This window comes from Intrasporangium flavum (assembly GCF_001956915.1).
Taxonomy (GTDB): Bacteria; Actinomycetota; Actinomycetes; order Actinomycetales; family Dermatophilaceae; genus Monashia; species Monashia flava.
In genome coordinates, this window is record NZ_MLJO01000012.1 from 119,583 (window position 1) to 131,451 (window position 11,869).

Here is an 11,869-nt window from a genome sequence, read left to right on the forward strand (position 1 = left end):
GATGTGCTTCTCCTGCCAGACCGCCAGCACCCGCCTCGCTCCTGTCGACGCCGCCACCGGCTCGCACCCCGGGGCAGCCACCGGTCACGTCGCAGGTCACGTCGGTGACGCGCCGGTCAACCCGGCCGGGCTGCCCACGGCCTACGAGCACGGCAACCGGCTGACGCCCGAGGGCACGACGGTCGACCCGATCCTCGTCGAGATCGTCGAGGGCACCCTCGCGAGCGTCGAGATGGAGGTGGAGACGGCCATCGCGCGCACGAGCCGCTCCCCCATGATCCGCGACGCGCACGACTTCCGCGCCGGGATCCACGACCGCCAGCTGCGCAAGCTGACCGGACGCTCCTACAGCGCGCTCGTGCACCCGATCGCCCGCGACTTCCCGCTCGCCGAGATGAGCGAGGGCGACGTCTTCTTCCACAACGACGTCTACGAGTCCGAGGGCGGCATCGGCCACCTGCCCGACCTCTGCGTCACCGTCCCCGTCTTCTCCGGCGGCGAGGTCGTCGCGTTCGTCCAGGCGTTCGGCCACCACGACGACATCGGTGGCGCCGTGCCCGGCTCGATGCCGAGCAACGCCCAGACCGTCTTCGAGGAGGGCCTGTCGGTCCCGCCGATCAAGCTGTGGGACAAGGGAGTTCCCAACCAGGCTGCGTTGCGCATCATGACGCGGAACAGCCGCATGCCCGACAGCCTCGCGGCCGACCTCGACGCCGAGTGCTCGGCCTGCCTCATGGGCGCGCGCCGCCTGGGCGAGCTCTTCGAGCGCTACGGCCGCGACACCATCGAGGCCGCCTTCGACGCGATCCTCGACAAGACCACCGAGACCTACCGCCGCGAGATCCTCAGCAAGATCCCCGACGGCACGTACGTCTGGGAGGACTACGCCGAGCACGACGGCGTCGACGAGCCGAAGCTGCACACGCAGCGGATCACGCTGACCAAGCAGTCGAGCGGAGGCCCCGGCCCGGGCGACGGCGGCCCCAAGCTCGTCATCGACTTCACCGGCACCGCACCCCAGGCCAAGGGCCCGATCAACCACTGCGGCGACTACGTCGGCGGCAACTTCCTCAAGAAGTGGCTCGCCCCGATCCTGCGCAACCTCGCCGACACCCCCGAGCGGATGGCCGAGCTCGACGTCAACGAGGGCATCGTGCCCCTCATCGAGATGAGGTTCCCCGAGAAGGGCACCCTGCTCACGCCGATCTACCCGGCACCGACGAACGCCCGCACCTTCGTCATCCTGCGCCTGCTCGGGGTGCTGGCCGGCGTCGTCGCCAAGGCGGTCGACGGCAGGATGCCGGCGGACCAGGAGACGATCCGCTACACCGGCGTCTACGGCAAGGACCGCGACGGCAACGACTACCTCATGCGCGAGGTGCTCGGCGGCGGCTCGGGCGGGCGCTACTACGCCGACGGCGAGGACACGATCCACGTCGTCCCCGACAGCCGCAACCTGCCCACCGAGTTCACCGAGAGCCGGTTCCCCTTCATCGTCGAGCGGCTCGGGCTCGCCGTCGACTCCGGCGGCGCCGGCCGGCACCGCGGCGGCCTCGGCTACGAGAAGCACATCCGGATGCTCAAGGACGCCCACTTCATGTCGATCGCCGACCGGTCGATCCTCGCCTGCTGGGGCGTCAAGGGCGGCAAGGCCGGTCGCCCCTTCGAGGTGACGGTCGACGTCGGCGGTCCCGACGAGCGCACCGTCGACGCCCTCGCCGACGCCGAGGTCGTCAGGGCCGGCCAGGTCATCCGCATCCGCACCACCGGCGGTGGCGGCTGGGGCGACCCGCTGGAGCGCCCCTACGACGAGGTCGAGCGCGACCTGCGCTGGGGCAAGGTGTCCTTCGACGGCGCGCGCCGCGACTACGGCGTCGTCGCGAGCGGCACCAAGGACGAGCCGGTCGTCGACGCCCCGGCTTCCGACGCCCTGCGCGCGCAGCTGCGCGACGAGCGCGCCGCCGAGCAGCCGTTCTTCGACCGCGGACCGGGCTACGCGACCCTCGCCGCCGGCCAGCAGGCGGCGGACGTCGACTGGGTCTGAGCGGTGCGCGCTCTCGTGATCGGCGCGGCCGGCAAGACCGGTCGCGCCGTCACGCGCGCCCTGGCCGCACGGGGCGTCGACGTCCGCGCCGCCGTGCGCTCGGCCGGCGCCGAGGACCGGGCTCACCGGGCCGGTGCCGGGTCCGTCGCGGTCGTCGACCTCGAGACCGGGGCGGGCCTCGGTGCCGCCGTCGACGGGGTCGATGCCGTCTACCACCTCGCCCCGAACGTGCACCCCGACGAGGTCGGGATCGCGCGCCGCGTCGCGACCGCGGCGGCAGGGGCCGGCGTCGCCCGCTTCGCCTTCCACTCGGTGCTCCACCCCGACGACGCGTCGATGCCGCACCACGTGCGCAAGGGCCGGGCCGAGGCCGTCGTGCGCGAGCTGCACCCCGAGGCCCTCGTGCTGCGCCCGGCGGCCTACCACCAGAACCTCCTCGACGCCGCTCGCGCAGGACGCATCGCCGTGCCCTACTCGCTCGACACCCCCTTCACCAACGTCGACCTCGACGACGTCGCCGAGGTGGCCGCCCTCCTGCTGACCGAACCGGTCTGGCGGACAGGCACGTTCGAGCTGGCCGGCCCCGAGCGGCTCACCGTGCGCCAGCTGGCCGACGTCGCCGCGCGCACCCTCGGCCACCCCGTCGTCGCCGAGCGGGTCGCCCTCGACGCGTGGCGCGCCGGGCCCGGGGCCGCGCTCGCGGCGTCGGCGCGTGCCGACCTCGAGGCGATGTTCGCCGCCTACGACCGCGACGGGCTCGTCGGCGACCCGACGCCCCTCGGCCGGTTGCTGCCGCACGCGCCCCGCACGTGGTCCGCGGCCCTCACGGCCGGGTGAGAGCCGCGGTGTCACACGCGGGTCGGTGCCGCAGCGTCAGTCGACGTCGCGCTCCTCGATCGTCTGTCGCACGGTGTTCGTCGGGAAGGTCGACCCGCCCGGGTTCTCCTCGCGCGTCACGATCTTCTTGCGGTGCGTGCCCTTGCTGCCGTGCCAGATCAGGGCACCACCGGCGACCATGAGGATGATCCCCACGACGGGCAGGTTGATGACCGACGTGTTCGCCCGCACGGCGAAGGTGAGGATCGCGCCGATGACGGCGAGCAGGACTCCGACGCCCACGATGTGCGGCCCCTTCCCACCGGGCCTGACGGCGACCCGGTACTGCTCCTTTACCCGAAACTGTATCGCCGCTGACCTCCACGGGACACCGCCCACCCGGCCGGCGCGGGCCGCCGCACGGCACAGATGTGCCAATCACGGCGGCCTCCTCTGGCAGGACGTGACAACGCCGCGCGACGGCGGCCGCTCCTAGGCTCGCCGCATGAGCCAGCCGACGCGGCCCACCGACGCCACGGCCGACGGGGTCGACGCCTCCACCCCGTCCCCCGCCCCCGGGGCGCCCCAGCGCGTCGTCGTCGCGCTCGGCGGCAACGCCATGACCGGCCAGGACGGCAGCGCGACGCCGCACGCCCAGCGGGCGGCCATCGCCGGCGCGATGGAGCACGTGGCCGACCTCGTGGCGCGCGGCGTGGAGGTCGTCATCACGCACGGCAACGGACCGCAGGTCGGCAACCTCCTCGTCAAGAACGCCCTCGCCGCCCACGTCGTGCCGCCCGTGCCCCTCGACTGGTGCGGCGCGCAGACCCAGGGGACCATCGGCTTCACGGTGCTCGACACCCTCGAGGCCTCGCTCGCCTCCCGCGGCGTCGAGCGGCCCGTCGCGGCGCTCGTCACCCGCACCCGCGTCGACGCCGGTGACCCCGGCTTCACCCGTCCCACCAAGCCGGTCGGGCGCTACCTGCCCCGCGAGCAGGCCCAGGCGCTCATCGACCACGGCGAGACGTGGGAGGACCGCGGCGAGCGGGGCTGGCGTCGGGTCGTCGCCTCGCCCGAGCCGCTCGAGGTGCTCGAGGTCCCCGCCGTGCGCACCCTGCTCGGCGCCGGCTACGTCGTCGTCGCGGCCGGTGGCGGGGGCATCCCCGTCGTGCGCGGCGGCGACGGGCGCCTGCGCGGCGTCGAGGCCGTCATCGACAAGGACCTCACGGCCGCCCTGCTCGCCCGGGCCCTCGACGCCGACGTCCTCGTCATCGCCACCGACGTCGACCACGCGGTCGCCGCCTGGGGCACCCCCGAGGCGCACCCGATCGGACGCGTCACCCTCGAGGAGCTCACCGCCTACGCCGACGCGGGCCACTTCGCGTCCGGCTCGATGGGCCCGAAGGTCGAGGCGGCGCTGCGGTTCGTCCGCACCGGCGGTCGCCGGTCCGTCATCACCGACCTGTCCCGCATCGCCGACGCCGTCGACGGCGGCGTCGGAACCGTCGTCGAGAACCACTGAAGAGAAAGGTCATCCACCGTGCCTGAAGCCATCGAGGTCCGCAAGGTCCCGATCCACTCCGTCGCCGACGCGTCCGAGCTCGCGAAGCTCATCGACGACGGCGTCATGGAGGCGAGCCGCGTCATCGCCATCATCGGCAAGACCGAGGGCAACGGCGGGGTCAACGACTACACCCGCATCATCGCCGACCGTGCCTTCCGCGAGGTGCTCGTCGCCAAGGGCGCCCCGGCCGACCAGGTCAAGCAGGTGCCGATCGTGTGGTCCGGCGGCACCGACGGCGTCATCAGCCCGCACGCGACGATCTTCGCGACCGTCCCGGCCGAGCAGGCCGAGCCCTCCGACGACCTCCGCCTCACGGTCGGGTTCGCGATGAGCGAGGCGATCAAGCCCGAGGAGATCGGCTACGTCGCCATGGTCTCCAAGGTCGCCGACGCCGTGAAGGTCGCCATGGAGCGCGCCGGCATCACCGACCCCGCCGACGTGCACTACGTGCAGACCAAGACGCCCCTGCTGACGATCCACACGATCCGCGACGCCAAGGAGCGCGGCCACCGGGTCTGGACCGAGCACACCCACGAGTCGATGGACCTGTCCAACGGCACCACCGCGCTAGGCATCGCCGTCGCGCTCGGCGAGATCGAGATGCCGGGCGACGCCGACGTCATGCACGACCGGTCGCTCTTCTCCTCGGTGGCCTCGTGCAGCTCGGGCGTCGAGCTCGACCAGGCGCAGGTCGTCGTCGTCGGCAACGCCCGCGGCGTCGGTGGCCGGTACCGGATCGGCCACTCGGTCATGCAGGACGCCCTCGACGCCGACGGCATCTGGGCCGCGATCAAGGACGCCGGCCTCGACCTGCCCGAGCGCCCGCACCCCTCCGACCTCGACGGCCGCCTCGTCAACGTCTTCCTCAAGTGCGAGGTGAGCCAGGACGGCCAGGTGCACGGCCGCCGCAACGCCATGCTCGACGACTCCGACGTGCACTGGCACCGCCAGATCAAGTCGGCGGTCGGTGGCGTCACGGCCTCGGTGACCGGCGACCCGGCCGTGTTCGTGTCGGTCTCGGCCGCCCACCAGGGCCCCGACGGCGGTGGCCCGGTCGCCGCGATCGTCGACCTCGGCGAGGGCGAGCCCACCGGCTACCGCTGGACCCGCTGACCCGCTTCACCGTCGAGAGGCCACGAACGGTGGTCCGACCCACGACGAGAGGCCAGCTTCTCCCGAAGAAGCTGGCCTCTCGTCGTACCGCAGGCCACCGAAGGTGGCCCCTCGACGGTGAAGGGCGGGAAGCGTCAGTGGAAGAAGTGGCGCGTCCCGGTGAAGTACATCGTCACGCCGGCGGCCTGCGCCGCGGCGATGACCTCGTCGTCGCGGATCGAGCCACCCGGCGCGACGACGGCGCGCACGCCGGCGTCGAGGAGGATCTGCAGCCCGTCGGCGAAGGGGAAGAACGCGTCGGACGCGGCGACCGAGCCGCGGGCCCGGTCCTCGCCCGCACGGCGCACCGCGAGGTAGCAGGAGTCGACGCGGTTGACCTGGCCCATGCCGACGCCGACGGCCGCGCCGTCCTTGGCGAGCAGGATCGCGTTCGACTTGACCGCACGGATCGCGCGCCAGGCGAACTGGAGGTCGGCGAGCGTCGCATCGTCGGCGGCGTCACCCGCCACGAGGCGCCAGTTCGCGGCGTCGTCGCCACCCGTGACCGCACCGTCGTCGCCCTGCACGACCGCGTCGACCCGGTCGACGGTCTGCACGAGCAGGCCGCCGCTCACCGGGCGCGTCTCGATGCGGTCGACGGCCTCGGCCATCCCGGCCGGCAGGCGCAGCACGCGCAGGTTCTTCTTCGCGGTGAGGATCTCGAGAGCCTCCGGCTCGTAGTCCGGCGCGATGATGACCTCGGTGAAGACCGGCTTGGCCGCCTGAGCCATCGCGGCGGTCACGGTGCGGTTGGCGGCGATGATGCCGCCATAGGCGCTGACCGGGTCGGTGGCGTGGGCCCGCTCGTAGGCCTCCTCGATGGAGGCGCCGACGGCGATGCCGCACGGGTTGGCGTGCTTGATGATGGCGACGGTCGGCTGGTCGCCGTGGTCGTGCGCGGCGCGCACGGCGGCGTCGGTGTCGACGTAGTTGTTGTACGACATCTCCTTGCCGTGCAGCTGCTCGGCGGAGGCGACGCCGGGGCGCCAGTGCGTGTAGAGGGCCGCCTGCTGGTGCGGGTTCTCGCCGTAGCGCAGGGCTGCCGCGCGGTCGAACGTGGCGCCGGTCCAGGCCGGGAAGCCGGTGCCGTCGGCGGTGTCCGCGTAGGCGTTGCCCATCCAGTTGGCGACGGCGTTGTCGTAGGACGCCGTGTGCACGAACGCCTCGGCGGCCAGACGCTTGCGCTGCTCCAGCGTGAAACCGCCGGCGCCGAGCGCCTCCGCGACCGCGCCGTAGGCGGCCGGGCTCGTGACGACGGCGACGCTCGGGTGGTTCTTCGCGGCGGCGCGCACCATCGACGGGCCGCCGATGTCGATCTGCTCGATGCACTCGTCGGGCGTCGCACCCGAGGCGACGGTCTCGCGGAACGGGTAGAGGTTGACGACGACGAGCTCGAACGCCTCGACGCCGAGCTCGGCCAGCTGCTCGAGGTGCTCGGGCTTGCGGGTGTCGGCGAGGATGCCGGCGTGGACCTTCGGGTGCAGCGTCTTGACGCGCCCCTCGAGGCACTCGGGGAAGCCGGTCAGCTCCTCGACGGGCGTCACGGCGATGCCGAGCCCGGCGATCGTCCTGGCCGTCGAGCCGGTCGAGACGATGGCGACGCCGGCGGCGTCGAGCGCCCGGGCGAGGTCCTCCAGCCCGGTCTTGTCGTAGACGGAGATGAGGGCGCGCTTGATCGGACGGCGGCCGTCGGGCATCGGGACTCCTGGCGTGGGTAGACGGTGTCGATGACTCCGGAACACCCAGGCGGGCGATGCTCCGACCGTTTCACTCCCTGGTGGTTCCCCACCTGCGCCAGTCGTGTACGGCCAGCGTAGCGGCCGACGCGGCGCCTGCCGAATCCGTCAGCGGCCTCAGCCGATCCGGACGCGCCGCCCCTCGACGGTGAAGCCCTCGCGCGCCAGCCGGCCGACGACCTCGACGAGCATCTCGCGCTCCTGGACCTTGATCCGCTCGTGGAGGGACTCCTCGGTGTCGTCCTCGGCGACGGCGACGACGCGCTGCTCGATGATCGGGCCGGTGTCGACGCCGGCGTCGACGACGTGGCACGTCGTGCCGGTGACCTTGACGCCGTAGGCGAGCGCGTCGCGGACGCCGTGGGCACCGGGGAAGCTCGGCAGCAGGGCCGGGTGCGTGTTGACGACGGTGGCCACCGCGAGGGCGGCCGGGCCGAGGATGCGCATGAACCCGGCACTGACGACGAACGCCGGCGCCGCCTGCGCGATGCGCGCCGCGAGCGCGGTGTCCCACGCCGCGCGGTCGGCGTGGTCGCCGGGGCGCACGACGGAGGTGGGCACGCCGGCCCGCTCGGCCCGCTCGAGCCCGACGCAGGGGCGGTCGGCGACCACCGCGGCGACGCGGACGCCGAGGGCCGGGTCGGCCGATGCGTCGAGGAGCGCCTGCAGCAGGGTCCCCGAGCCCGACACGAGGACGACGACGTCGACGGGAGCAGAGGGACCGGCGGGCCCGTCCTGCGGCTCGACCGCGGGCGCGGCGTCGGGCTGGCTGGCGGTGGACTCGGTCGTCACGGCCCGGAGTCTAGCCACGGCCCCGCCGCCGCTCCCGCGTCGTCCGGGCGCGGAGGGCGCGCGCGGGTGAGCCCGTGCCGCGCCACCGCCGCGGATGGGTGAGGATGGGCGCATGAGCCAGCCGCCCCGGGACCCGCAGCGCGAGGCCGAGATCGCCTACGCGCGCGAGAAGGCGCGGTACTCCCTGCCCGTGCCGCTCTTCGCGCTCGTCGGGATCAGCGCCATGTACCTGCCCCTGCCCCAGCGGTTCGTCGCCCTGCTCCCGCTCGTCATCGCGATGGGCCTGGCCGTACGGCTGCTGCGCTTCCTCACGCCGCGACCGGGGCGCGAGAAGGTCTGGGCCGGCGTCGCCCTCGGCGTGCTGACCCTGCCGGTCACCTCGCTGCTGCTGCAGGCCCTGATGTACGGGCCGGTCAGCCGGTACGAGGACTGCCTCGCGGGCGCCCAGACGAGCGTGGCCCGGGGCCAGTGCGAGCGGCTGCGCGAGGCGAGCCCGCTCGGGTTCATCTCCGGCTGACGCGGCCCGTGCCGGGCGACGCGTCGGACCCCGCGGCGTCGTCACCCTCCGCCGCCGGCGCGGTGTCCCGCGCGACCGAGGTGTCGGCGCCGGTGTCCGGCACCTCGTCGGCCTGCCGTTCGCGCACGAGCAGCACCGCCAGCCACAGCAGCGCCCCCGCGAGCACCTCGGCGCCGAGCGCCGCCGCGAAGGCGGCGACCGGCACGCCGACGCGTGAGAGCCGGTCGACGCCGACCGCGCCGTTCGCAAGCGCCGTGAGCCCGACGACGACGGCCACCGGCAGGAGCGCGGCCACGACCGTCGCGGTGACCCGGGCCCGGACGTTGCCGAAGAACTCGAGCTCGCGGTCGACGCGTCGGGCCTGCAGCGCGCCGACGGCCACGGGCGCGAGCACCACGAGGTACATCGCCGCCGGGTAGTCGGCGGCGCGGGGCAACGCCCCGAGCACCGGCACGAGCGGCAGCAGCCCGGGCTGGGCGGCGGCCGGGGAGACGGTGGATCCGAGCGCGAGCTGGAAGCCCGGCCCGGCGAGGAAACCGAGGGCCCAGGTGGCGGCGTTGCCGAGCAGGGCCAGCTGTGCCAGGCCCAGCACGGCGGTGGCGCCGGCGTTGACGCCGTACTCGTCCTGGATCGCCACGACCTGGCCCCACGACATCGCGAGCCGCGCCACGACGACGACCGCCCCGAGCGCCAGCAGCACGCCCACCCCGCGCCAGCCGGTGCGCCACACGGCCGGCAGCCACGTCGGCCCGCGGCGGAACCAGGTGCGCACGAAGGCCGGCGCGGCGTCGTCCTCGGGACGCAGGAGCACGAAGCCGAGGGCGACCACGGGCACGAGCAACGACCCGAGGACCGCGGCCGCTCCCGGGGTGGCCGGGCCGCCGAGCGTGAAGAGCGCGATGACCGCCGCGGCCGCGCCGTACCCGACGACGAACCCCGGCACGACGCCCCAGCGCGCCACCTGGCTCCACGCGTCGGGACCGACGCGGAGCCGCTCGGTGGCGACGACGCGTCGGGCGAACCGGAAGGCGACGTGCACGAAGACGAGCAGGAGCAGCACGGGCGTCACCGAGAGCGTCACCCCGGCCGCGGTGCCGACCGACTGGCCGTGCCCGAGGAACCAGAGGGCGCTGCCGACCGACACCGCCGAGAACCAGCCGAGCGAGCTCTCGGGCGCGGCCACCCAGCCGACGAGGGCCGGCAGGCCGACGACCGACCACGTCCCGATCGCGGCGAGCAGTCCCGCGCGCAGGGCCGCCGGGACGGCGGACGACGGGGTGGGGCTCGAGGCGGGCAGCGGACTCACTCCTGACGGGCGGGGCGTGCGGTCGCCTCCATGGTCGGCGCTGGGCCTGCCGCGAGCGAGCCCCCACGCCGAGCGCGCCCCAACTCGTCACCCCAACTCGTCACCCCAACTCCGCACTGCCCCAAGCGGTGTGACCGACGGAGCACGCGAACGGACTGACAGCCACAACCGGACGACGGAGACTGGAGGTGAAAGGGAGTGACCCTCCATGACCACCATCCGCTCCCGGGTCACGACGTTCCTCACCGGCGTCCTCGGCCCCCTCCTCGCCCTCGCCCTCGCAGCCGCCGTCGCCGCGCCTGCACCCGCCCTCCCCGGCCCGGCCACCGCCTCGCCCACCACGGCCGTCTCCACCGCGGCGGTCGCCTACGCCGGCACCGTGTACCTCACCTTCGACGACGGCCCGAGCGCCACGTACACCCCCAAGGTGCTCGCGATCCTGCGCCGGTACGGCGTGACGGCGGTGTTCTTCGAGGTCGGCCAGAACGTCTCCTGGTACCCCTCGATCACCCGCAGCCTGCGCGCCTACGGCAACAAGATCGGCAACCACACGTGGAGCCACCCCGACCTCACGACGCTGTCGTCGGCGTCGGTCACCTGGCAGCTGAACCGCATGGAGCAGTCCCTCGGCTACCGGCCGCGCTGCGTGCGGCCGCCCTACGGGGCCACGAGCTCCCGGATCGCCGCGATCATCGCCGCGCGCGGCCAGCGGCAGATCCTCTGGACCGTCGACCCCCGCGACTGGTCGCGACCCGGCACCTGGACGATCGTCAACCGGGTCCTCGCGAACGTCCGTGACGGCTCGCGGATCCTGCTGCACGACGGCGGCGGTGACCGCTCGCAGACCGTCGCCGCCCTCGACCTGCTCATCCCGCGCCTGCGCGCCCGCGGGTTCGTCCTCGGCCTCATGGCCTGCTGACGCGGACCGGAGACCCTCGACCCGGCGTCCGGCGGCTCCCTCCCCCGGACGTCGGCCGGGCGGCCACCCCACTGGGGTGGCCGCCCGGGCGGACGTGCTCTGGGACCGACGCGTCAGCCGGCGAGGCCCTTCATGATCTCGCGCATGAGGTCGGCGGTCTCGGTCGGCGTCTTGCCGACCTTGACGCCGGCGGCCTCGAGGGCCTCCTTCTTGGCCTGGGCCGTGCCCGAGGAGCCCGACACGATGGCGCCGGCGTGGCCCATCGTTTTGCCCTCGGGAGCCGTGAAGCCGGCGACGTAGCCGACGACGGGCTTGGTCACGTGCTCCTTGATGTAGGCGGCCGCGCGCTCCTCGGCGTCGCCACCGATCTCGCCGATCATGACGATGGCGTCGGTGTCGGGGTCGTTCTGGAACGCCTCGAGGCAGTCGATGTGCGTCGTGCCGATGATCGGGTCGCCACCGATGCCGACGGCCGAGCTGAAGCCGAAGTCACGCAGCTCGTACATCATCTGGTAGGTCAGCGTGCCCGACTTCGAGACGAGGCCGATGCGGCCCGTGCCCGAGATGTCGGCCGGGATGATGCCGGCGTTGGACACACCCGGGGTGATGAGGCCGGGGCAGTTCGGGCCGACGATGCGCGTCGTGCCCTTGTCCTTGGCGTAGTTGTAGAACTCCGCCGTGTCCTTGACCGCGACACCCTCGGTGATGACGACGACGAGCGGGACCTCGGCGTCGACGGCCTCGACGGCGGCGGCCTTGGTGAAGGCGGCCGGCACGAAGATGACGCTGACGTTCGCGCCCGTCTGCGCGACGGCGTCGGCGACGGAGCCGAAGACGGGGACGCTGACGCCACCCTCGAAGTCGACGGTGGTGCCGGCCTTGCGCGGGTTGACGCCGCCGACGATGGTCGTGCCGGACTTGAGCATGCGCTGGGTGTGCTTCATGCCCTCGGAGCCGGTCATGCCCTGCACGATGACCTTGGAGTCAGCGTTGAGGAAGATAGCCATGGTTGATCGTTCTCTC

General features: G+C 73.5%; 11 protein-coding genes and 1 riboswitch. Of the genes, 6 read left to right on the forward strand and 5 right to left on the reverse strand.

Annotated features, from left to right (window positions below; translation table 11 throughout):
- Position 1: 1 nt before the first annotated feature.
- Positions 2–2,044, forward strand: coding sequence for a hydantoinase B/oxoprolinase family protein (locus tag BIV28_RS10340; protein WP_207555909.1), 2,043 nt, complete (start codon positions 2–4; stop codon positions 2,042–2,044).
- Positions 2,045–2,047: 3 nt separating this feature from the next.
- Complete coding sequence (locus tag BIV28_RS10345) at positions 2,048–2,881, forward strand: SDR family oxidoreductase (RefSeq protein ID WP_076261580.1); 834 nt, start codon at positions 2,048–2,050, stop codon at positions 2,879–2,881.
- Positions 2,882–2,917: 36 nt separating this feature from the next.
- Here the strand turns inward: BIV28_RS10345 and BIV28_RS10350 are convergent, their stop codons facing one another.
- Positions 2,918–3,163 (reverse strand): hypothetical protein, encoded by a 246-nt coding sequence (locus BIV28_RS10350; RefSeq protein ID WP_076261582.1) that lies wholly within the window; start codon positions 3,161–3,163, stop codon positions 2,918–2,920.
- A gap of 202 nt (positions 3,164–3,365) precedes the next feature.
- Here BIV28_RS10350 and BIV28_RS10355 point away from each other — a divergent pair, with 202 nt between their 5' ends.
- Both BIV28_RS10355 and bar read left to right on the forward strand, forming a co-directional pair.
- The gene (locus BIV28_RS10355) at positions 3,366–4,382 is read left to right on the forward strand and encodes a carbamate kinase (protein WP_083707230.1); all 1,017 of its coding nucleotides are present in this window, start codon (positions 3,366–3,368) and stop codon (positions 4,380–4,382) included.
- 18 nt (positions 4,383–4,400) lie between these two features.
- Complete coding sequence (gene bar, locus BIV28_RS10360; RefSeq protein ID WP_076261583.1) at positions 4,401–5,537, forward strand: barbiturase; 1,137 nt, start codon at positions 4,401–4,403, stop codon at positions 5,535–5,537.
- A gap of 134 nt (positions 5,538–5,671) precedes the next feature.
- Here bar and purH read toward each other — a convergent pair whose 3' ends face one another.
- Positions 5,672–7,273, reverse strand: coding sequence for a bifunctional phosphoribosylaminoimidazolecarboxamide formyltransferase/IMP cyclohydrolase (gene purH / locus BIV28_RS10365; protein WP_076261585.1), 1,602 nt, complete (start codon positions 7,271–7,273; stop codon positions 5,672–5,674).
- Between the two features lie 36 nt (positions 7,274–7,309).
- Positions 7,310–7,387, reverse strand: a riboswitch (ZMP/ZTP riboswitch).
- 42 nt (positions 7,388–7,429) lie between these two features.
- Positions 7,430–8,002, reverse strand: coding sequence for a phosphoribosylglycinamide formyltransferase (gene purN / locus BIV28_RS10370; RefSeq protein ID WP_242652904.1), 573 nt, complete (start codon positions 8,000–8,002; stop codon positions 7,430–7,432).
- A gap of 214 nt (positions 8,003–8,216) precedes the next feature.
- On the opposite strand from purN, the gene BIV28_RS10375 reads away from it, so the two are divergent.
- Positions 8,217–8,621: a hypothetical protein gene (locus tag BIV28_RS10375; protein WP_076261588.1), complete on the forward strand. Its 405-nt coding sequence runs from the start codon at positions 8,217–8,219 to the stop codon at positions 8,619–8,621.
- Here BIV28_RS10375 and BIV28_RS10380 read toward each other — a convergent pair.
- Complete coding sequence (locus BIV28_RS10380; protein WP_207555910.1) at positions 8,608–9,927, reverse strand: cell division protein PerM; 1,320 nt, start codon at positions 9,925–9,927, stop codon at positions 8,608–8,610. The genes BIV28_RS10375 and BIV28_RS10380 overlap by 14 nt on opposite strands.
- Positions 9,928–10,135: 208 nt before the next feature.
- On the opposite strand from BIV28_RS10380, the gene BIV28_RS10385 reads away from it, so the two are divergent.
- Positions 10,136–10,846 carry a polysaccharide deacetylase family protein gene (locus tag BIV28_RS10385; protein ID WP_076261589.1) on the forward strand — a complete coding sequence of 237 codons (711 nt, stop codon included), beginning with the start codon at positions 10,136–10,138 and terminating at the stop codon, positions 10,844–10,846.
- A gap of 113 nt (positions 10,847–10,959) precedes the next feature.
- On the opposite strand, the gene sucD is transcribed toward BIV28_RS10385, so the two are convergent.
- Complete coding sequence (sucD, locus tag BIV28_RS10390; protein WP_076261591.1) at positions 10,960–11,853, reverse strand: succinate--CoA ligase subunit alpha; 894 nt, start codon at positions 11,851–11,853, stop codon at positions 10,960–10,962.
- Between the last annotated feature and the right edge of the window lie 16 nt (positions 11,854–11,869).